The sequence below is a fragment of the Silvibacterium bohemicum genome (assembly GCF_001006305.1).
Lineage (GTDB): Bacteria > Acidobacteriota > Terriglobia > Terriglobales > Acidobacteriaceae > Silvibacterium > Silvibacterium bohemicum.
The window spans coordinates 151,812-173,436 of sequence record NZ_LBHJ01000014.1 but is presented as its reverse complement, the minus strand read 5'-3'; the positions used below and the strand labels follow the sequence as shown (position 1 = coordinate 173,436).

Here is a 21,625-nt window from a genome sequence, read left to right as displayed (position 1 = left end):
GGCGCATGACGATGATCCCGCCGACAGTTTCCCCATCTCCATGCCACTCGGCAACCCCTTCGCGGATATCCGGGCCAAAGCTCACCGTCCCCAGATCGCGTATCAGGATAGGTGTCCCATTTTTGCTGCCCACGGCAACCGTGGAGAGATCATCCAGAGACCGCAGATAGCCGAGACCGCGGATCATGTAGTCCGCACCGCTCAAATTAAGAACGCGGCCGCCGACTTCGTTCGTGCTCATCTTTACTTTGTCGATGACGGTAGATAGCGGAATGCCATAGGCAAGCAGCTTGTTGGGATCAAGTTGTACCTGATATTGCTTTACGAAGCCGCCGATGCTGGCGACTTCAGCCACTCCAGGTACGGTCTCCAGCGCATAGCGCAGATGCCAATCTTGTAAGCTGCGTAAGTCGGCAAGACTGTGTTTACCGCTCTTATCAACGATGGCATACTCATAGACCCAACCGGCGCCCGTTGCATCGGGGCCGATCGAAGGATGCACGTTCTCTGGCAAACGCCCGCTGATCTGCTGGAGGTATTCGATGACACGCGAGCGTGCCCAGTAGAGGTCCGTGCCATCCTCAAAAACAACGTAGACGTAGGAGTCGCCCAACATGGTCTGTGCGCGAACGGCTTTGACATGCGGGGCGGCCAGCAGGCTGGTAACGATTGGATAAGTCACCTGGTCCTCAATCACATCGGGTGGCTCGCCTGCCCACCCTGTATGGACGATCACCTGCACGTCCGAGATGTCCGGTAAGGCATCTAGCGGCACATGCTGCAACGACCAGATTCCAGCAAGTGTAAGCAGCAACACGCAGGTGAAGACGATGAAGCGATTGCGGGCGCAAACGTCAATAATTCTGGAAAGCATTACATGCCTCCTGCCGCGTTCAAGCGCAATTGCTTGGTGGCGATCACCTGGCTATTTTTCTTAGCCGAGATGGTGACCTGATATGTGCCGCCCGAGTCCAGCGAACCGCTTCCTTCATACATGCCGTTGCCTTTGTCGATCAGCTTGGCGCTTGCGTTCATTGCGGCCATTCCCATTGCAGGCATTGCTGCCATATAGAACGTGACTGAAACATCAGCTCCAGTAATGGGAGTTCCATCTGCACCAGTGAGTTTCACGCGAAAGACGTTGCTGCCTTTTTGCGGAGGGTTGGGATCAGTGGTGAAGTCGATATTTGCCTGAGCAGCAGCCGGTGCGCTCGCTGTTGAAGGACTTCCCCCCGCACCCGGCGCAGGTGGCACGAAGGAACCTGCGGCAGCCTGTAACTGGCTTTCTGAGTCGATGAGGAAGCTGGCAGATATGACGATTGATTCGTGTGCCTTCAGTCCCTTGAGCACTACAAAGTCATCGCCGACGCGGGGGCCAATTGCGATCTCTTTTGGCTCAAGACTGCCATTGCCATGATTGAGGAAGATCAGTTGCCGCGTGCCGGATTGAAAGACCGCCGAAGCAGGAACAATAAGCTGGCGTCCCAGGCTGGTCTTAAGATCGACGTTCACGAACATGCCCGGCTTCAGTTTGAGTCCCGGATTCGCCATAGCCAACCGCACACGAACCGTGCGTGTCGCCATATCCACCTGTGGCAGGATCTCTTCGATCTGACCAGAGAAGGTGCGGCCCGGATACGAATCGACGGTAATCTGCGCGGTATCACCTGGCTTTACGCGGCCTATGTCGTCCTGGAAGACTTGGGCATACACCCACACGCGCGACAGGTCGGCGACGGTGTAGAGCTTCGTCGAGGGTTCAGCATACATATTGGGCAGAGCATTCCGCTCGGTAATGTATCCCTCAACTGGCGAGTTGATGGTGAGGTCTGTAACCGGCTTGCCGGTCTGCTTCAGTTTTGCGATTTCACTCTCGGGTATGTCCCATTGCTGTAGCCGCTGCTCCGCAGCGACCGAAAGCGTGGCCGCACCATCCGCAACACCATCGATAGTGCTTGCACTCATGGTCTTCTGGTTCTGCCGTGCCAGCAGATACTCCTGCTGCGTGGCGACGAGATCGGGGCTGTAGATGGTGAAGAGCGGTTCACCCTTGCGCACATACTGATAGGTCGCATTGGCAAACACCTTGCGGATGTAGCCGGGAAAGCGCACCTGCACATAGGAGACAAGACGCTCGTTAATATCCACCGTGCCGGTCGCGCGTATGTCGTCGCTTAGTTGTTTGTACTCGACCGTGCCAAGCTGCACACCAATGCTCTGCATCCTCTCGGGTGTGAGCTGCACGGGAACGAGCGGAGCATCTACCTTCATATTCGGCATATCTGACATGGATGGCTTGGGCTCGTCCGCTGTGGCTGGCGGACCGGAGGCGACCGGCTGTGGGTCTGCGGACATCGGCGACCGCTGTGACATTGGCAACTTGATTGAATGAGAGCGGTGGGCCCATATTCCTGCGAGAACGGCCAGGATGGTAATCCAGACGAGTGAGGTTCTCAAGATATATTTGTTCATCGCAGTGTCGCTCCTGTCAGAGTTTCAAGGTGGGCCAGAGCAGCTTCGTGATCCACGAGCGTCTGCGCGTATTCGAGCCTCAAACTCAAAAGGTCGGTGAAGTATGAGAGAACGTGAACAAACGGCTCGCGATTGGACGCATACGCGCTCAGTGTCGCCCGATAGGCTGCATCCGATTGTGGGACCAGCCCTTCCCGATATTCCTTCAACAACTCTTCATCGCTAGTTGCTTTGACATACCCTTCCTGGACCTCGGCGAGTTGCTGTTGCAGATGCGCGTTGAGCGTTTGTTGTGATTCGGAACGCTTCTCGGTGGCCTCTGCGATCTCTGCATCGACACGTTTCTTGCGAGGGAAACGTACATCGAAGGTGAACATGTAATAGTCCCGATACTTGCGGTCGGTGTTTTCGTAGAGATAGCCCACCTCGAAGTCCGGCTTTCCTTCACGCTTCGCGGAGGCCAACTGCGCTTCTTGCCTCCGAATGGAACTCGCATCGACCTGGATACGTGGGTTGTTCTGTCGGATCATCGCAAGCAATTCATCGGAGGTGTGTTTGATCGGAGTTTCGACCAGGTCTTCCGTGACAATGTCGGGCGAGCCCTGGTCCCGACTAAGCAGCCCTTTGAGATGGGCCTGTATCTCTCCCATCTGCTGATGGTGCATCGTGATCTCTTTCACGATCTTCGTCCGGTTCACCTGAGCCTGCAGGACATCCTGCTGCATCCCTTGGCCGACCTGATAATGGGTCGTCGCATCCTGAATGAGCTGGTCAAGCACAGACTCGTTTTGCCGCAGGATGCCAAGCGTCTGTTGTAGATAGGCCAGTTGGAGGTAATCAGCCTTCACCGCGTCTGCGATGCTGGTCTTCGTGACTTCGACTTCAGCTTGCTTCGTGTCGGCATCGCGTTCGGCGACATCTTCGCGCGCCCGCAATTTTCCTGGATACGGCAATTCCTGCGACGCTCCGACGCCGATGTACGCGAAATCGCTGTTGGTGTATCCGGCAAACGGCTTTGGGCTGCCCACACTGAACTGCTGGTAGGTGAATTTCGGGTCCGGCAATGTAGCCACCTGCGGCACCGTTTGCCGGACGGCCCGCACGCCGTGATCGGCTGCGGAGATTTGTGGGTTGTTTGCCCCGGCCTCAGCTAAAAGCTGGGACAAGGACGTGGGCGTACTCGCCACCGGCGTCTGCCCGAAGGCAGAAAGTGCGGTGACCAGCACGAGCGTGGCGGTCAAAGAGACCACGTTCATACGGAAGCTCCAATCTCAAATGCAGTTCAAGGCATTCGCCGAAATACACGCACACAGGTGTGCGCGCTCGGCAAAAGTAGAGTGCGAGAAAGGAGCTGACTAGATTCTTAGGATGGAAATGGTCGAAGGGGGAGACTTCGGAGGCGAATAGTCGGGGCGTTCTGTCCACCCGGTGACAACGGCGGCCGGATTGACGAGCTCGAAAGCGGCTAACCAGATAACAGGCGCCACAACCGGGTGGAACGTAACCGTCTTCGTGTCCAGAGCGTTATCGCGAACGCTCGGCAGAGTCTTCTGGCAGCAGCCATGCGACGCTGGCATGTTGTCCATCTGCCCGCACTGGTTCTTCATCATGCGGCAGCAGGCACGTTCTTCTGTGTTCATCTCCGTGTTGGAAACCACGCAGGCCATCGCCGGGGCCAGACATGACACGAGCAGCAGGACCAGCACACCGAATTGGCGGAGAATACACACTCGTAGGATAAGACTACGTCCTACTAGGTAATGAGAGCAACCACTATCGCCGCTGCGGGCAGCAAAGTTCGAGGCGCATCCGGTTGAAGATGCGCCATAAAGATGCTGTGGGATAAATCATTTATTTACAATCACTTAGCATAAGGGGTTCGGCAGAGGTCTGTAATCTTCAAAAGTGCAAGTGTCAGAAACGGCGGCGGATGCCGAGATTCTTTCGAAACGCGAAGGTGCCGACGGGTGCTGAAGAAGCTACCTGACGCGATGAGCGTTTACTTTACAAATCCTTTGAAACTGACTCTCCTAACTGACGAGTTAATCTTTTGCCAGGGCAAGCTCTACGATCTGCCTGAGCGTCTTGCGGGAAGCACCATCCCTGGACTGGAGGGCGAGTCCGTGAAGAACGGTGGTGTAGTACGCGGCCAAAGCAGCGACAGGTGCTGTTTTCGGGACGTCCCCATCTTGTTGTCCTTGCTTTAGGCGATTAAGTATGGCTTGGGATATCTGGCGACGTATGAATAACAGATGATCCTGTACCGCTTTGTTCTCCACGGCGCAATTGGTGGCTCCCAGAATCAGTAAGCAGCCTCCAGGTGCATCGGGCGCTGAAAATGCATCCACGGCAGCCTGCAACATGGCATGTAAGGCTTCGCGAGCATTTACTCCCTTTGTGAGAGCATCAGTCGTGCTGAAGCCTGCGGTCTGACGATAGAGATCGACGGCATCGCGGAACAACTGCTCTTTACTTCCAAACGCGGCATAGAGGCTCGCTTGCGTAATCCCCAACTCGGCACGCAGATCCGCCATCGAGATCGCATCGTAACCGCGCGACCAGAAGAGGCGCATCGCTTTCCCTAACGCCTGATCTCGATCGAACTCACGCGGTCTACCACGATCACGTCTGGGGCTGTCTGCACTATTTATAGATCGATTGATCTTTATATTTGCATTTTCGCGTCTCGCCATGTATGTATTTATAGACCAGTTGATCTTGAAATGGAAGGGCTGGTCTGTCCCTCATTTCAAATCAGGAGTACATCATGAGCCTCAGCGCCCCTAGTACCGGTTCGATATCCTTTCCCACAACCTTCGAGACCCGCAAAATCGAAACAAACGGTGCGACAATCCACACACGCGTGGGCGGCCAAGGACCGGCCGTAGTAATGTTGCACGGCTTTGGTACGACCGGAGATATGTGGGTTCCGCTGGCCTCGGTACTTGCAGCAGACCATACTGTCATCGTGCCCGACTTGCGCGGACTTGGATTGTCTTCCAAGCCGTCGGGAGGATACGACAAGAAGACGCAAAGCCATGACGTGGCAGGCGTGATGGATGCACTTGGTGTTTCTTGCGCCGATTTTGTAACCCATGACATCGGAAACATGGTCGGTTATGCTTTCGCCGTGGGATTCCCTGATCGGGTGACTCGCTTCGTGCCCATCGACGCACCTCTTCCCGGAGTCGGGCCTTGGGAGCAGATCGTTCAAGACCCCCGCATGTGGCAGTTTGGCTTCGGCGGCCCGGACATGGAGCGCCTTGTCGCTAGCCGTGAACGCATCTACCTTGACCGCTTCTGGAATGAATTCTCCCTCCACCCCGAGCGATTCGATGAAGCGAAACGCCAGCATTACACGGCGCTCTACGCGATGCCCGGCGCGATTCGCGCGGGCTTCGCACAGTTCGCTGCCTTCGGACAGGACGCACTCGACAGCAAGACATATCTTGCCAAGGGCAAGCTCACCATGCCCGTGCTCGCGATTGGAGGCGAAGCTGCATTCGGTCCGATGATGGCGGCTGTGATGCGCGTTGTCGCCACCAACGTGCAGGAGGCAATCGTTCCAGACTCAGGACATTGGATTATGGAGGAGAACCCAGCAGGAACCACGAAACTCGTTATGGACTTCATGCAATCATGAAGGGCTGCTGTCGTTGTTCCATTCGCAACATCGGCTACCCAGCTTCTGGTTCCTCATCACACTTCGAGCGACTGATTGGTAACGGGAAGTCGGATAGGCTCCAGCAATTCGGAAGTGGCGTATCGCGGTATGCTGCGGCGTCTCACAGGACTAATGGAGCCAAAGTTTCAGCCTACATCTGGTCAATGAGTGCGTTGGCCTGTTCTCGCCAGCTGAGACTGAACTTGCATTGCCAGTCACTCAGGCGCACGAGGAGCTTCTACTTTTGTAGGCTATTGCCGTTCCCGACCGATGGAAGGCAATTCCTTCTCCTTCCCAAATTCCCCGGAAGCGCTGTCTCAAGGAGAAAGGCCGTTATATGCAGCGAACCATCAATTTCTCGGTTTCGCATGCACCGCTTTGTCTTCTGTCAGTCCATATATACGATTCCATGTTCTGCTGGCAGGCCCTCCCTTGCCGTGATATGGGGCGGAGTCGATTTCGCTTCCTTGATGGGCGAAACCCGATCAGCCCAACTCGAAATAGCCTCTTTTGACAGCGATCGTCACCGCATGAGTCCGGTCATTTGCGCTTAGCTTGAAGAGTATTTTTTGAACATGGGTTTTCACTGTAGTCTCGGCGAGCGACAGCTCCGCCGCAATCACCTTGTTCGAAGTCCCCGCCGCAATCAGTTTCAGCACCTCAATCTCTCGCTCGCTCAGCTCGTCGTCTACGATGTGCTCTCCGAGCTCTCTCGCTATTTCTGCGGGGATGCGTCGACGTCCGGAATCCACGATCCGAATCGTGTCTAGCAGTTCCTTACGAAGCATATTCTTCAGGAGGTAACCGACCGCACCGGCTTTGAATGCTCGGAGTGCCTGAATATCTCCTTTATAGGCGGTAAGTACTACAATGCGGGCCGTCGGGAATTCGCTGCGTATGGCAACGATTGCATCAGTTCCGTTCATGGTCGGCATCTGTAAATCCATAAGCGTCACATCAGGACGATGTAATCGAAATTGTTCGATGGCTTCCTTCCCGTTGCTGGCCTCTCCAATCAATACCATGTCGCTCTGGCTGCTAATTGCTCCGACGATCCCCTCCCGCAGGAAGGGATGATCGTCTACGACGAGTATTTTGATATTTCTCGCCGCACTCATCTCGTCACGCTTCTGTCCCATAGAAGCTTTTTCATCCAGTAGAGGCCGAATTTACGGGTGCTTTTCTGATACGCCACCTCTGCTGGTATCTTCAGATCAATTTCGGTTCCCGCACCTGGACTGCTCCAGATGACCAAGTTAGCTCCAATGGCGTCTGCTCTCTCACGTATTCCGCGTAGACCCCAGTGTCCAGGTCGACCACTCGTCAGAGTCTCCTGCTGAATGCCTCCGCCATCATCTCGCACTCTCATGTGAATCATCGAGCGGTCATAAGTGACTTCCACTTCAATCTTTGTTGCCCTGGCGTGCTGGAAAGCATTGGCCAGTGCTTCCCGCCCAATGCGATACATTTCGTCTCGCACAAACGGGTCGACACATTTTGACGAGCCTACGAGCGCAACCGAAAATGCGATCGGGCGGTCCTCGGCAAGTTCCTCCCCGTAGTTTGCAAGCGCCTGCGATAACTCGTTTACAGCAACCGCTTCAGCGCGCAGTGCATGCACACGATCACGTCCCTCAAGCATCACCTCGTCGGCCGAATCAAGCGCTTTTTCAATCAGCAGCCGGCAACGGGTTTGATCAGGCTCGTTGAGTGCGGTCTGAACTCGCAGCATCAATCCATCGACACTCTGAATCAGGGTATCGTGCAGTTCGCGAGCGATTCGCCCGCGCTCCTCAAGCCGCTCTGTCAGACGGACTTGCATCTGCGCGGTTGCTTGTTTCAGACGAAGCGAATGAATCAGCCACGCGAGGCCGACCACAGCGAAACCCAGTGCCAGCTTAAACCGGACCGTCTGGTAGAACGCCGGAGCGATAAAGAAACTCAAAGTCGCTCCGGTCTCATTCCATACCCCGTCGCCATTACAGGCGATCACATGAAAAGTATGTCTCCCTGGCGGAAGATTGGTGTAATAGGCTTGGCGACGTGTTTGGGCATCCAGCCAGTCACTGTCGACTCCATCGAGCTTGTAACGAAAGCGAACGCGCTCCGGGGTCGAAAGATCTAGAGCGGTGTAGTTAATCTGAAGGTTTGCGACATTAGGAGGCATTTTCAGATCGCTAAGTGCTCTGTACGGTTTTCCATCGGCCACGACGGATTCAACAAAGACTGGCGAAGGCGGACTGCGGCGGATACGATCCGGATCCATCCAGAATATTCCTGTGTAGGCGCTGAACCAGAGCCGCCCATTTGCACCTTCGACGGCAGTCGGAAGGGGACGCACAATGCTCGGAGAACCGAAGTAGCCGTCGAGAGCATTGAAGAGTTCATAACTAGCGCGATAGTTTGGATCTTCTAATATCCGCCTAATCTCAGAGGCCTGAATGTGAACAATTCCGGAGACCTGGTTAATCCACAGATCTCCGTTCGATCTACCGACGATCCCCGAAATGTTCCTGACTCCATCTTCGTCTTCGAAATTGACGTGTTGGAAGCGGCCTTGCGAAAAGTATGCCAATCCGTTCTCACCACCGGCCCAAACCCGGCCGTCGGCTTCATGCAGTGCGGTCACATTTCCAGTCGTCAGGCCGCCTGAGGAGGAAAAAATCTGTACTTTGTTTCCATTCAACATGGCGATTCTGTTTGCTGTGTAGCCGAACCATAATCGGCCGGAAGAATCGGCAAGCTCGGTGATAGCTACCAGTTGTGGCAGATCGGATCGATTACCGTAAGGCTCCCATACGCCATTTTCAAGCCGGTAAACTCCTTTTCGGGTAATCGAAACCCACAGCGCTCCTGAAGGGTCCATGGCAATGGCCTGGATGGTGTTCAACGCGGTTGTGCCCGAGGGTAAGGAAACCGGAGCAAAAAGGTCTTCTGAATAACGATCCAGAAATCCCTTTCCTCCAAACCACAACGCACCGATCGGATCACGATATGCACACAAGACCCCATTCGGCCCTCCCAGCATCCTAGTGCCGGTGGTGTCGTTGTAGACCCGCATCGGCATATTGTCCTCGCCGTAGAGAAGCTCGCCTCGTTGGTTTACCACAATTGTAGAGCCGTTAAGCCCGGTCGGCGCCGGGGTCGGGGTCGTGAGTTTAGTGACTTTAACCGGACGAAATCGATCAATCCCATTGTCTGTCGCTACCCACATATCTCCCGCATTGTCTTCGAACACGGGCCAGCCGCCATTCGCTGTCAATCCATCCTTAGCAGTGTAGTGCTCGATACGAATACTCAAAGGAAGACCCCTTCCGGTGCCGAGCCGCCCCAAAACCTGTATACGCACAATCCCGTCACTTTGGCTGCCGCACCAAAGGCCTCCATCGCTGTCTATCAGGAGAATATGACTTTGTGTCCGTATCTCCGGTCCATCCACTCGCCACTCGCCTTTTGTCCAGTTGAGCCGTCGAATTACACCTCCTGTGTTCAACCACAAAGTACCGTCCGGAGCCTGCGCTATATTGACCAGACCCTTGATCGCTACGGTGGTCTCAGAAAACCTTTTGGCGCCTCGCGGTAGAAATAAGAGTTTCTCGTCCGTCGCAACCCAAAGCCTTCCCTGCGTATCGGTGAGAAGGAATGCTGCGTGGTCGGCCGGATAGTTCCAGTCCGATCCAACCTTGTGCCAATGCGAGCCATCCAGTCGCATCAAACCACGCGTTGTTGCCGCCCATATGAAACCTGCACCATCTTTTGCGAAGGAAGCGATGGAGGCAGATGGCAGACCCTCAGCCTCTGAATAGTTTGTCAGGTGTCCATCTTTGAGGAAGACCGCTCCCCCGAAGCTGTAACCGACCCAGAGTCCACTATCGGGCATTGCTTTCAACGCATTTACGCTTCTCGATAAGAATTTCTCACCGGGCGGCGCTAGATACCGTTCGAAATGAACGCCATCGAACCTGAAGAGTCCATCCTCAGTAGACATCCATAGGTAGCCGTCTTTCGTTTGTTCAACCGCTAAGATATTCGAAGGCACGCCGTCACGTTGCGTCCATCCGAAATGAACGTATTGACGCATCGCCAAGGTCTGGCCAAAAGCCGAAAACGATACGCCGAAAACGACGAAAAAGAGTGAAAGCGCACAAAGCTTCCGACGCCCCCATGTTTCGCTCGTTCGTTGTCGAGTTTTCGAGGTCATAAATTTCCTCGCGAGCTTCCAACCGATGTTGCTGAGTACGCCATTCTTGAAGCGTCAGGCGAGCTTATGAAGCAGTCGTCTAATTTGGATCAGTCTCCACTTCGTATAAGCATATGCCTGGGTGTGCTTTGCGCCTCCTCCGAAATAAGGATCAAGCGATACTCTCTTTAGCGATTCCCAATAAGCCCTACCGGGGTTATGATTCGTGTTCATGCAGAGACTTTACTTGATGTTCCCTGCCGGAACCGCGGGTATAGCGTTGCTCATCATGAGGGTTGCCTCAGGCGCCATGATGCTCCAGCACATTTGTAGACTTCCCCCTTTAGCCACGCCTGTCTCAGCTCTCATCCTCATTCTGCTGGCAGGCGCATTATTCTTTGGGTTTCTCACTCCTTACGCGTCAGCGGTCAGCTGCGTGATTGAGCTCACTTCGATGGTTCGATCTGAAGCTCAACTGGAACTCTTTATCGCCATCTCTATCGCTAATACGGTAGCCTTGGGCATACTGGGCCCCGGCGCATACTCCTTCGACTCCCATATCTTCGGCCGGCGAGTTATCAACTTTCCTATCCGGAACAAGTCTAAAACTCCTAGATAAGGACAGGGTTCCGTCCTTATTGCGAAGCTCCGGTATGCAGCTGCCGCGCGAAAGTGCCGCATTTGGCAGCCGCCCGAAAAGTCCGAAATGACGAGCTGGATCTCCTTCGAATGGCGGTTTCGGGGAGGTGACCCCTGCAGTAGGTTAACTCCATGGATGTTTGTCATCCGCGACCCTTTATTTTCTAACAAACGCAGCCGCGAGTTCACAATGCTGTTACGGCACGAAGACTTTCTTGGAGGAATGCATCGGGACCATCGCAAGCCAGCTTTTAGGTAGCGCCCTGTTAACCAGATGTGTGGCGCGTATCTCGTCGATTGTTTCCTACTGACGTAGGCGTTTCTATCGGAGAACTCAAATGCTCGCAGCTTCGTCTGTTGCAAAAGCTAACCTCGGATCTGGTATTGGCCAAAATAAAGGCGTTGACGTTCAGCGCCTAAGGCAGCTAGTTGTAGTCGGCAATGACAAGCCGCAACGTACAACAGAGGATCCGCCCTTCAGTAAGATGGCGCAGTTTGTCGTACATGATCTTCGCCATCATTTATGTGCCATCTATGCGAATGCGGAGTTCATGTGCAGTCGAAGCGAAAATCCGTCTGACCGCGAAGAGCTATTTGATGAGATAAGATCGGCCATCGTTTGCATGACAGATCAACTTGATGCCCTTCTCCTGCTTTCAAAAACGGGTTCTGCATTCCATCTTCGTCGCCAGTCACTGAAATCTATCGTTGAGCTTGCTACCCAGATGGTCCGTTCGCATCCCGTTGCAGAGCTGGTCAACCTCACCAGCAAAGATATGCCCTTTATTGAAGGGCACGTAGACGGTAAATGGCTCTGTAGCGCGATCTTTAACCTGCTGCTCAACGCATGCCAGGCAGTTAGGCTTGCACCTAAGCCGTGGGAGGTCGTCATTGCTCTGCAGCAAGATCTGAGTCATGTCGCCATTCGAGTTACAGATAGCGGACCCGGTGTACCTCGGTCTATTCAGAAGAGCTTTTTCCAACCATTTGTAGGAGCAGATCACCGGGACGGTATGGGGCTAGGCCTACCGATTGCCGAATGCGTCGCAAGAGAGCATGGAGGGGAAGTCTGTCTTGAAGAATCGCGGCCGGGAAGAACAAGCTTCGTTCTGAGACTTCCAAATACGCGTTAGACGCATTCGTCGCAGCTATCCCACGGCCAGCTTGAGCGCCTAAGCCGGAAATTCGCGACGCTTAAACACATAACGCACAGGGTCATTCCTTCCACCAACACGAGTAGTAGCGACCTCGAAGAATCGGACGATTGTTCAAGTGCCATGCCCCTCTAGCGCGGATTCGTCGTTCTCCCGGCAAATAGATTGGGAATGGCAGTTTATGCATAAGGGCACCAAATACACCGTCGGTCCGTCTTAATTTGCTTTCCAGGGGAGTTCTGCACTGCGGCGACGTTCCATTCCTCTCGGCAGCCGGGCGATCAAGACTTTGTCTCATCTTGTAAACGGGGTAGTGAAGTTGTAACCGGGCAAAAACTGATCGATTGTGCGTTCCGAGGTCGGCGACTGATTGCTGCCTCACTCCAGAGGCGTTCCAAGCGGTCGATACCGACCCGATCGAGCTACGTCGTTGAATGGTAGGCGCAACCATCAGCCACATGAACAAGACTGCGGAATAAGGAGATGAGGTTCCGCCCGGACGCACTATCGAATGAGGTCGTGCTTTACTCTGATCGGGATCAGATCGCAATTGGTGCTAAATCGCCAATGCGCTCACCGACACCGGATTAGTACCGATAAGTCTGGGAAGCAATCCCCGAGTGACGGACCTCTACTGAGGTTCGGCAGAGATCAGCCCACTCATGCCCGTCCTTTTCTTAAAGGAATCAATCACGTAGGACGCGCACTTGGAATGCCGAGGGTGCTAGTGCGGGTGCTGGAGCAAAATAGGAAGATGGCATCCGATGCAGCTTTCTCTCTTAGAACACCCTGTTGGCGATCTCGACAATTCGCTTCAATGCGGCGCGGCTCATTCCGCCCTTCGCTGCGACCCTGAGACCCGACAACGTAACGTCAATGAAGTCTGCCAGACCTGCAAGGTCCGTATCAGCCGACAACTCTCCTTCTTTTTTTGCCCTCCTCAGCGTGTCGAGGAGAACCTGACGCTCTAGCCTGGCGGCATCCTGCATGGCTGCGAGGACTTCCCGGTCAGTCAGACCAAACTCACAGATCGCGTTGACTCCCATGCAGCCATATGGAGGAGAGAGATCCTTTCTCTCGGTGAACTGAATGAGGACGTTGCGGATGTTGCCCAAAGGAGAACCGGGCTTTCGCAACTCCGCCACAATTACGCCGATGCTTTCCCGGGAATAAAACTCCAGAGCCTTCAGGAACAGGGCTCGCTTGTCACCGAAGGTGTCATACATACTCTGGCGGCCAATGTTCATGGCGGCCACCAGATCGTCGGTTGAAGTTGCCGCGAAGCCCTTCTGCGAAAACGCAGCTATAGCACCGCGCAATGCCTTCTCCTGATCGAATTCCTTATGCCGTGGCATGAAATCGGCCCTACCTTCCATTATCTGCCTGGCGCAGTTCCTCGGAAGCTGTCCCCCTGACCGCAGCGTTCTAAAGACAAAGGCATGACAATGTTTTGACTATACTGTCACAATCTGGAATAAATATTCCAGAATAATTACTGCTGAGGTATGCGATGAAATCGGTCTTGATCACCGGAACATCAAGCGGCATTGGCGAGGCAACGGCGCAATATTTCCTGAAGCGGGGATGGCGTGTGTTCGCCACGGCTCGACAGCCAGAGAAGCTTGGAGCATGGAGCCATACGGAGCAGGTCATCCCGGTGCCGCTAGATGTTACGAAGCCAGAATCTGTCCGGTCGGCCATTGGCGACGCGCTTCGAATCGCCGGGCGACTCGATGTCCTAGTCAACAACGCGGGAGTTGGACTGGCCGGCCCTTTGGAGGCAATCCCTGTAGAGGAGATCGAAAGGCACTTTCAAACGAACTTCTTTGGTTCGATCCGAATGATCCAGGAGATCCTACCCGTCTTTCGCAGGCAGAGACAGGGAGTCATTGTGAATGTTTCATCCGTCGCAGGAAGATTTGGGGTGCCTTTCCTCTCTGCCTATTGCGCGGGTAAGTTCGCATTGGAAGGTTTGAGCGAGTCGCTCTACTACGAACTCCTCCCATTCAACATTCGGATAAAGCTGATAGAGCCCGGCGGGATCAAAACAAGCTTTACGCAGAGATTTTCTCGGCATGATGACTATCAGCCCAACTTGGATACTGTAGAGACGCGCGTGAATCAGGCGTCCGGGCCGGCTTCTACGCTTCCAGGACCGGAGAGGGTTGCGGAGGTCATCTTCAAAACTTCTACCGATGGCACCGAACGGTTGCGATATCCGGTGAAGACCCAGGGCGCGTCCATCCTCCAGCGAATGCTTCCAGAGCGGCAATGGAGATCGATTATCAGCAAATCGTTTGGCATCACGAGGTCGAAGGCCGAGGTGTAGGTCCACCTGGCTCGAATGTAATACGCCCCGTGAAAGGTCGAGAGGAAAGCCGCTGCCCTAAAATTTCCCCTCCTGCGATGAGAGCGGCCAGCTCATTGTTTTTTATCGTAGAACTTCAACCGGGATGTATTTCCAACCACGAAAAGGAACGTTCATGAATCAACACTTCGCAAACGGTGCCCGCATGATACAGCTCATGCGACGCGTGAATATTGCCGGTAAAGCCACTCTTTGGGGTCTACTCGCCCTGACACCGATGAGTGGAAAGGCACAGACTGCTCCTGCACAGCCTCTCCATGTGCACAACATCGTGCTCGTCCATGGCGCATGGGCTGATGGTTCGAGCTGGAATAAGATCATCCCGCTTCTGGAAAAAAAAGGGTTCCATGTCACCGCGGTACATCTTCCTTTCACCACACTCGCTGACGATGTGGCCACTGTCAAGCGCACATTAGCTCTCGAAGACGGCCCTGTGCTCCTGGTCGGGCACTCCTACGGAGGCGCTGTGATTACAGAAGCGGGAAATGATCCAAAGGTCGTAGGCCTGGTCTATGTCGCTGCCTTCGCACCCGATAACGGTCAATCGGCGGGCGACTTGAACAACCAATATCCTCCTACGCCAGGCGGCAAGGAATTTCGTCCCGATGCGAGCGGCTTCCTAAGACTGACCGACAAAGGTATTGCAGAGGACTTTGCTCAGGACTTGTCGCCTGCTGAGAAGCAGATCCTCGCTGCAACCCAGGGCCAGACAAGTGGTCCAAACGAGCTCGGAGCGAAGGTCACGACGGCCGCGTGGAGACACAAACCGAGTTTCTATATCGTGGCCGATCAGGATCGGATGATTGTGCCTGAACTGGAGAAGAAACTCGCGGAGCAGATGCACGCGAAGACCATCCACATTTCTTCCAGCCACGTTCCCATGCTGTCGCATCCTACCCAGGTTGCCAATTTCGTTTCGGAAGCTGCAGGCATTCAGTGAACGGATCGTGCCCCGTCTAATCGACGGGGCACTATTCACTAATCTAAATTTCGATGAGTGATAGATCGCCAATACGCTCATCGATCGGGCGGACGACAGCTAGCGAACTCGTATGCAGAATCGCTGACCTATGTCGAACGAAGGCAGAGGTCAGCGACTCTTGAGCTGTGTGGAGCGAGGGTGCTGGCGAGGGTGCTGAAATTTAAAAAGTGTGGTTTTCACAGTGTTTTTGGGTGCTTAATGGTGCTGTTGTTAGCCATCAACGCCCATGAAATAATTTAGATACAACCAGTTAGCGTAACTGTCACGGCAGGGATCAAGGTGGTTGTTCAGATGAGTGATCGCCTATCCTACCAAGAATCGACTGAACGGGATTACGAGCAAATACGCGACGTTGCAAGGCCTCGCAACTATACGAATTTTCCCGTACCCAGATCAATTGGTCACGCTGATTTCTTAACGCCATTTGAATCCTGCCGTTCTGCATGCTTCTTCGAGGATGAAGCTCTCTTCTTCTGAAGCGATTGAGTTGGCTTCTTCCAAGCCAGCTTTACGGAAGCTGCAAGCTGTTCCTGCCGAGCCTTGCAGAACGGCGCGTAGTGTCGTTCCGTGATCTTCACGCTGGAGTGTCCCAACAGCAGCGAGACTTGATCGATAGGCACGCCGGCGAGTAGCAGCTCGACGGCGAAGGTGTCGCGGAACATGTGCGGATGGCACCGCTTCGGCGCTCCGTCGGGTTTCTGAATGTCTGCCAACTTGAAAAGCTTCCAGTACGACCGCTGGAACGCTTTTGCTGCGCTGCGCGCATCGCCATTGCCCGACCAGAAGAAATAACGTGGATTCGGGTTGGGCAGCGCCCGCAGTTCGTCGCCAACTTCGTTCGGGATGACGACATTAACAGCTACGCCTGTCTTGGCGCGATAGAGGAAGATCTGGTCGTCGCCATCCTCGTTCGTCGAGAGCCGCTCTCGTTCAAGCGAGGTGGCATCGAGGATGGCGAGTCCCGACCAGCGCATCAGCAGCGTCAAAGCGCGGAGGCGTTGACCACGATGCTCATTGTCGTTGCCCCCGCCGTATGCGTACTTCTTTGTGGCTGCGACGATCTGCTCGAACTCTTTGGGAAGGAAATAATCGGTTGGCACGACGTCGGGCGTCTTCGGCTTCTTGAGCGCATCCATCGGATTCTTGCGGAGCATGTCGTTGGCTACGCAGAAAGCGAAGAAGGAGTGCATCCGCTCGTGCTTGCGATGCGTGGTTGCCTCGCCGTTATTCCAGGTGGATCGGAACTCGGTCAGATCGATAGGCAGAAGCTGGTCGATGTGAACGAACTTCCGCGCCTCGCAGAAGGGAAGGAACTGGCGCTCCAGCAGCGTGCGCGACTTCTTGCGCGACGAGTGTTCCAGACCACGCGCCTCCTCATCCTCCAGGCACATGCGAATGGCTTCTTTGACGGTCTCACGTCGAGGCTGCACTTGATCGACGCGGGTGGGATCGGCCTCGACTTCCTTCTTCCGTGCGTTCCGCTCGGCCTGCTCCCAGCTTCGCGTTCCGGCAGACTCACGGACAGTCACTCCATTGGGCAAAACACCACGGAGCCATTTCGGACAGCGGCAGCGCCTCCACTGCGTGTTGTCGGCGTGATCGCAATCGGCGGCGTGGCGTGTATAGATATGGAGCATCGGAATCAACCTCCCATAAGAAGGTTAACTCTGGTGGCGGTACAAAGTTGGTACAGTTCGCCTGTATCGCTTGTAAGTCTATGATTTATAAGCAAATAAAATGGTGGCCAGAGACGGGATCGAACCGCCGACGCCGGCCTTTTCAGGGCTGCCTACCGATGGAACTAACTGGTCTGGAATCAACGCAAGTGATTGACAGCGAGTGCTTTACGAAAATTCATTTTAGGATTGTGTGGGACGATTTGGACTGATTTCGGCCCTACGATGTACGTTATATGTACGTTGCCCGGCGTCGCTCGCAAGCGCAACGCAAAGTGGTTCCCTGCCCGCCAGTGGCGTATCGACGATCTGATGGCGCGGGTCCATACGGGCGCAAAATACAAGGAAACGCAGATTGTGCAGTAAGGCGGGATAGCGATTATGGATCAGTCGTGCGTCCGAATGCATGCCAGCACGCTCGAAGATTTCGAAGCAAGGCGCTCAACTGCCATCCGGGCAATGGTGGCCATGATCGCAGGCTTCATGGAAGCCTCCGATGAGGACGAAGAACGCGTCGCCGAAGCGCGGGTGTCCCTGACCGAATTACTGGCCGAATGGTGGGACGAGCGAAATCTGTGCCTTGAGGCGATCCAGCCTGAACACCCCGCCATTCAGAGGAAAGCAAATCGATGAGGGGATCGGCGTCGATGCGCTAACGCATTGTGTCGTTTGCACCCCTTTCGAGACGAAATTGGTTCATCTTGTTACCTCATCAGGTAGCCCAAGCGCTTCGCGCACCCATGCCATAGCGGTGCAAATATCCCCCCACTCTTCGTCATAGGCCGCGTCGAGGCCCTCCGGAATAGAGGTCTCCCGGTGTGACTGAAGAGCGTTCCAAATTGTTTCCAGCCATGTTTCAGGGTCGTGGGCATGTAGGGTGTTCATGATTGCCTCTTTCGTTTGAGTGACCCCCACGGCGGGGGCGAGAGAGGGCACGTCTGCCGCCGCAACTGAGCGCGGCTGTCATAGCTTTTTGGGGGGACCGCTTCTCCAGCGGGGGAACCAAAACAGCGTCATTGACAGCAAGCGGCGGCGGTTAAAGTGCCTTCGCCCTGTCCGTGTTCGGGTCATGAAAAAGGCAATCATGAGCACAGCGCACGGGTCACAATGGACCCCTTCTAAAACGTTGGTCTGTTTCTTCCCAACCGATATCAGTTGTGGCGAATAGAGGCGCGGGATGCGAACCGATCTGGGTTTTCGTTCATGCTCTGGGGCAGAATTTGCCTGCTCACCCAGGCCCTCATTTTCTCGTATCGTTGTCCCGGCGTATCGCGGTCATAGAATTCATCGTTCATGAATACAATCTGACGTGTGAGCTGTTCGGTAATCCCAAACAGTGACGCGACTTCCTCATATTGTTCGGGATCAACATTCCTCATGTCCAGGCCGCGAGCTTTTCCCAAGACGCCCAAGGCACACAATGCGCCATTGGACGTTTCCAGCTCGTTGGCTATGAGCTTCTTCTCCGGCATTTGATCGAGAGCCTGGAGAAGATCGGTGAGCAGTTTCTGGCCGCGCTTGCCTCGGATGGAACTTCTTACCTGAGCGCGCCAGCGGCCCTTTGCCAAAGCATCGTTATCACGGACATAATCTGACCGGCTCATGTGGCCTCCCGTCGATGCGCAGCCGATGCTGCGAATGTTCTGACATTATTTCATTTTCGCTTCCTTCATGATGTGTCGACTGCGTAGTGAAGGGCTGCGCTTCCCGCTGTTCGCGATATGCGGTGAGCGTTGTGGAGCGGTAAAATCCGGATCATGAAAGATGATGTTCCCGAAACCGTGTCGAAGCGCCCCGCACTCCCTTCAGGCTGGAACACCTTCGCCGATATGGTGACGGATATAAACGATGGTGACGAGCGTGCGATGAACGCATTGATCGAGGAGTGGAAAGCCTACAAGCGTGCGCAGCATGAGAACGAGCCGGAAGCCTGAAATGAGTTGGGGGGATGTCGCCTTACCGCTTTGGGCTCACAGTCTTTATCCGTCATTTCCCTGGACGTTCACTCCGTGGACAAACGGCGATGAGCAGTACACCTGGCGATAGCATTGATACATGACGTTCTGGTTGTATCGGGCGAGGGCGGTAAGGTCATTCAAGAACGGAACTACGCGGACATCCTTCTTCTGCTGCCGGTAAAGCTCCATCATTCGTGGCGTAGCGCCGGGGACATTCAGTTCATCGACCGATCCGAAGATGTAGGTGATGAAAGCAGTCGAACGGAGATTGAAGTTGAACGCGAGGTGAGGCTCAGGCAAAGGATTTGCAAAGCCACGATCTGAAAGAAGGCATCTTTTGTCGGCATGTTCCCCGGCGTACCGATAGACACAGACCATGGGAAATCCAGACGGGTTCTCAAAAAGCGCCTTCACCATGCCCTCCAGGAAATTCACCCCGTCCGGCGCGGGTCGCATGAGCATCAGAAACAACGCCGCGAGCCACATCCGATATTGGTCTTGGCTGATCTCAAGCTTTTCACACAAATAAGCCTGCTGCGGCTTCCGCCCATCAAGTACGGCCTGGTATTGCGCCAAAAGCACTGGATCGGTCGGGTGAAATTGCAGAACGTCGCCGACGGTGTTCAGGACTTTCGTTACGGAATACGGGTTGCGAAAAAAGTTCATCAGTTTCGCGACGAAAATCTCAAGAATTTCCTGTTTGATGTCGCCCACACCTTGATCGAGCTTTGCCAGAAGCCCGATGGTGTTGGCTTCCATAGTGTCTTCATATTGCTGAAAAGCCTCTTCGAAGTTCAGACGTGTGGTGCCATGTGATGCAACCTCGAAACTGAACAAGTCTTGAAGCGCTAGGTTCTTCGAGATAGGACAGCCGCGAGGAGAATCCAGATCGAGAGTGAATGTTTCTCTATCGCGGACCTTAAAGGAATAGATGCGCTGTCTGTGCTGCTCTGCTTGGGGATTGAATGAATTGAGCCGCTGTTCAACTTGCGACACATAATGCTGATTGCCAGTGTCGTTCGTGAATTTCATCGACTGACCCCTGCCCTTCTTTCCTACTGTCCGATTTCCGCCTTCCTGATTGAAGCCGATCTTCCTGCCCGCGTCCTTAGTGTTAGAGAGGTTAGAGTCTGTGTTAAGTAGTGTTACGCCTGCGAAGATAGCCGTTAAGCTGCTGGTTCGCTTTGGCAATTTCACAGGTTCGTTACCCGAAAGCACGAACTTCTACACCCGAAAGCACGAATTCAAAAACCCGAAACCACGAACTTCAGCACCCGAAAGCACGATTCCTGCCCTCGTCACCCAAAAACACGAATCTTAGCCCCCGTAACCTGAAAGCACGAATCTCTTGACGCGCCACCTAAAAGCACGAATGTAGATGGATGCCTGCTGATTCGACGAACCCTGATGACCACCTTCTGCCAGCGAAACACGCGAATGGCGACCTCTTCATCTGCGACGTGGCCGACGCTGCTCTTAAGGATCTCATCCCGCAGATGGAACATCCTTTCTTCTCGTTATCGAAGCAGAAGGATACCAAGATTCGGAGATATGAGCACAACGGGAACTGGTTGGAGATCGTCCCGAGCGTTAAAGGTCTTGCGACCATCTATGACAAAGACATCCTGATCTACTGCATTTCGCAGATTATGGAAAAACTGAAGCGACAGGAAAAAGTCAGTCAGCGGGTCAAGATCACAAGCTACGATTTGCTGATCTTCACCAATCGAGGCACCTCGGGGCGCGATTATGAGCGTCTGGTGGAAGCAATCGACCGGCTTGCAGGCACCCGCATTACGACTAATATCCGCACGGGCGATGAAGAGCAGCGCGAAAGCTTCGGCCTTATCGATGCTGCTGCCATACGCCGAAAACATGGCCTCGATGGCCGGTTGCTTTGGGTTGAAATCAAGCTGTCAGATTGGGTATTCAACGCCATTCGCGGGCAGGAGGTTCTGACCCTGCACCGGGACTATTTCCGGCTTGGTAAGACTCTGGAGCGCCGCATCTACGAGCTGGCGCGTAAGCATTGCGGTCGCCAAAGCTCATGGCAGATTTCACTTGAGACACTGCTCAAGAAATCAGGTTCACAAAGTTCACTGAACCGCTTTCGCCAGCATCTGAAAGAAATCGCGCAGCACGACCACCTGCCGGATTACAGGCTGATCTTCGACGAAGCGAAGGACATGGTTGGTTTGTTCAATCGCGATAATGCGTGGGTAGAGAAGCCCCTCCCCTCCTCGTCCGATGACGAGAGCCTGCCGCCTCTTCCCGAAGAAGCCTATGAAGAAGGCCGTGCCGCCGCACCCGGATATGACATACACGCTCTCGAAAGAGACTGGCGCGGATTCTGGGAAGACTCTGGAAAGCCGACGCTCACCAATCCGTCAGCGGCTTTTGTAGGCTTCTGCCGGTCCCGCCACAAACGCGCTCCGATAAGCCGTGAGACGCACCGAGAGCCTGACCAACGCCCTGCCCGCGCCCAAAGACGAAAGGCACGATAAATGGCTAAGGAAGCGTTTCGGAGAAATT

19 protein-coding genes are annotated in these 21,625 nt (G+C 54.4%); 8 read left to right on the top strand and 11 right to left on the bottom strand.

Annotation, left to right across the window (positions count from 1 at the left end):
• The 5 genes from XX99_RS28165 to XX99_RS20695 form a co-directional block, all read right to left on the bottom strand.
• A partial coding sequence (locus tag XX99_RS28165) for an efflux RND transporter permease subunit (protein WP_231581538.1) occupies window positions 1-874 on the bottom strand: 874 nt, incomplete at its 3' end.
• Window positions 874-2,355, bottom strand: coding sequence for an efflux RND transporter periplasmic adaptor subunit (locus XX99_RS20710; protein ID WP_231581537.1), 1,482 nt, complete (start codon window positions 2,353-2,355; stop codon window positions 874-876). The genes XX99_RS20710 and XX99_RS28165, both read right to left, overlap by 1 nt.
• 113 nt (window positions 2,356-2,468) lie before the next feature.
• The gene (locus tag XX99_RS20705; protein WP_050061315.1) at window positions 2,469-3,728 is read right to left on the bottom strand and encodes a TolC family protein; all 1,260 of its coding nucleotides are present in this window, start codon (window positions 3,726-3,728) and stop codon (window positions 2,469-2,471) included.
• A gap of 99 nt (window positions 3,729-3,827) precedes the next feature.
• Entirely contained in the window at window positions 3,828-4,130 is a 303-nt protein-coding gene (locus XX99_RS20700) for a hypothetical protein (RefSeq protein WP_231581536.1), read from the bottom strand.
• Between the two features lie 384 nt (window positions 4,131-4,514).
• Window positions 4,515-5,045 (bottom strand): TetR/AcrR family transcriptional regulator, encoded by a 531-nt coding sequence (locus tag XX99_RS20695; RefSeq protein WP_050061313.1) that lies wholly within the window; start codon window positions 5,043-5,045, stop codon window positions 4,515-4,517.
• Between the two features lie 194 nt (window positions 5,046-5,239).
• Here XX99_RS20695 and XX99_RS20690 point away from each other — a divergent pair, with 194 nt between their 5' ends.
• Window positions 5,240-6,115 carry an alpha/beta fold hydrolase gene (locus XX99_RS20690; protein WP_050061312.1) on the top strand — a complete coding sequence of 292 codons (876 nt, stop codon included), beginning with the start codon at window positions 5,240-5,242 and terminating at the stop codon, window positions 6,113-6,115.
• A 506-nt stretch (window positions 6,116-6,621) separates the two neighbouring features.
• Here XX99_RS20690 and XX99_RS20685 read toward each other — a convergent pair.
• Window positions 6,622-7,275 carry a response regulator gene (locus XX99_RS20685; protein ID WP_231581535.1) on the bottom strand — a complete coding sequence of 218 codons (654 nt, stop codon included), beginning with the start codon at window positions 7,273-7,275 and terminating at the stop codon, window positions 6,622-6,624.
• Window positions 7,251-10,337, bottom strand: coding sequence for a sensor histidine kinase (locus tag XX99_RS20680; protein WP_050061311.1), 3,087 nt, complete (start codon window positions 10,335-10,337; stop codon window positions 7,251-7,253). The genes XX99_RS20685 and XX99_RS20680 overlap by 25 nt, the downstream gene beginning before the upstream one ends.
• Window positions 10,338-11,293: 956 nt before the next feature.
• On the opposite strand from XX99_RS20680, the gene XX99_RS20670 reads away from it, so the two are divergent.
• Window positions 11,294-12,088: a sensor histidine kinase gene (locus XX99_RS20670; protein ID WP_050061309.1), complete on the top strand. Its 795-nt coding sequence runs from the start codon at window positions 11,294-11,296 to the stop codon at window positions 12,086-12,088.
• Between the two features lie 800 nt (window positions 12,089-12,888).
• On the opposite strand, the gene XX99_RS20665 is transcribed toward XX99_RS20670, so the two are convergent.
• A complete protein-coding gene (locus XX99_RS20665; protein ID WP_184085230.1) occupies window positions 12,889-13,464 on the bottom strand; it encodes a TetR/AcrR family transcriptional regulator in 576 nt (191 codons plus the stop codon).
• 155 nt (window positions 13,465-13,619) lie between these two features.
• On the opposite strand from XX99_RS20665, the gene XX99_RS20660 reads away from it, so the two are divergent.
• Window positions 13,620-14,438 carry an SDR family oxidoreductase gene (locus XX99_RS20660; protein WP_050061307.1) on the top strand — a complete coding sequence of 273 codons (819 nt, stop codon included), beginning with the start codon at window positions 13,620-13,622 and terminating at the stop codon, window positions 14,436-14,438.
• 154 nt (window positions 14,439-14,592) lie between these two features.
• Window positions 14,593-15,417: an alpha/beta fold hydrolase gene (locus XX99_RS20655; RefSeq protein ID WP_231581534.1), complete on the top strand. Its 825-nt coding sequence runs from the start codon at window positions 14,593-14,595 to the stop codon at window positions 15,415-15,417.
• Between the two features lie 443 nt (window positions 15,418-15,860).
• Here the strand turns inward: XX99_RS20655 and XX99_RS20650 are convergent, their stop codons facing one another.
• Window positions 15,861-17,096, bottom strand: coding sequence for a tyrosine-type recombinase/integrase (locus XX99_RS20650; protein ID WP_050061306.1), 1,236 nt, complete (start codon window positions 17,094-17,096; stop codon window positions 15,861-15,863).
• A 264-nt stretch (window positions 17,097-17,360) separates the two neighbouring features.
• On the opposite strand from XX99_RS20650, the gene XX99_RS27420 reads away from it, so the two are divergent.
• Together XX99_RS27420 and XX99_RS20645 are read left to right on the top strand one after the other, a co-directional pair.
• The gene (locus XX99_RS27420) at window positions 17,361-17,501 is read left to right on the top strand and encodes a hypothetical protein (RefSeq protein ID WP_156186118.1); all 141 of its coding nucleotides are present in this window, start codon (window positions 17,361-17,363) and stop codon (window positions 17,499-17,501) included.
• A 36-nt stretch (window positions 17,502-17,537) separates the two neighbouring features.
• Window positions 17,538-17,768: a hypothetical protein gene (locus XX99_RS20645; protein ID WP_156186117.1), complete on the top strand. Its 231-nt coding sequence runs from the start codon at window positions 17,538-17,540 to the stop codon at window positions 17,766-17,768.
• A 518-nt stretch (window positions 17,769-18,286) separates the two neighbouring features.
• Here the strand turns inward: XX99_RS20645 and XX99_RS20635 are convergent.
• Window positions 18,287-18,739, bottom strand: coding sequence for a hypothetical protein (locus XX99_RS20635; protein WP_050061303.1), 453 nt, complete (start codon window positions 18,737-18,739; stop codon window positions 18,287-18,289).
• Window positions 18,740-18,892: 153 nt separating this feature from the next.
• Between XX99_RS20635 and XX99_RS27415 the strand changes: the two genes are divergently transcribed.
• Window positions 18,893-19,069, top strand: coding sequence for a hypothetical protein (locus tag XX99_RS27415; RefSeq protein ID WP_156186116.1), 177 nt, complete (start codon window positions 18,893-18,895; stop codon window positions 19,067-19,069).
• 45 nt (window positions 19,070-19,114) lie between these two features.
• Here XX99_RS27415 and XX99_RS20630 read toward each other — a convergent pair whose 3' ends face one another.
• Window positions 19,115-20,290, bottom strand: a complete 1,176-nt coding sequence (locus XX99_RS20630) for a hypothetical protein (protein WP_184085233.1) — start codon at window positions 20,288-20,290, stop codon at window positions 19,115-19,117.
• A gap of 185 nt (window positions 20,291-20,475) precedes the next feature.
• Between XX99_RS20630 and XX99_RS20625 the strand changes: the two genes are divergently transcribed.
• A complete protein-coding gene (locus XX99_RS20625) occupies window positions 20,476-21,597 on the top strand; it encodes a replication initiator protein A (RefSeq protein WP_082125784.1) in 1,122 nt (373 codons plus the stop codon).
• The last annotated feature ends 28 nt before the right edge of the window (window positions 21,598-21,625 follow it).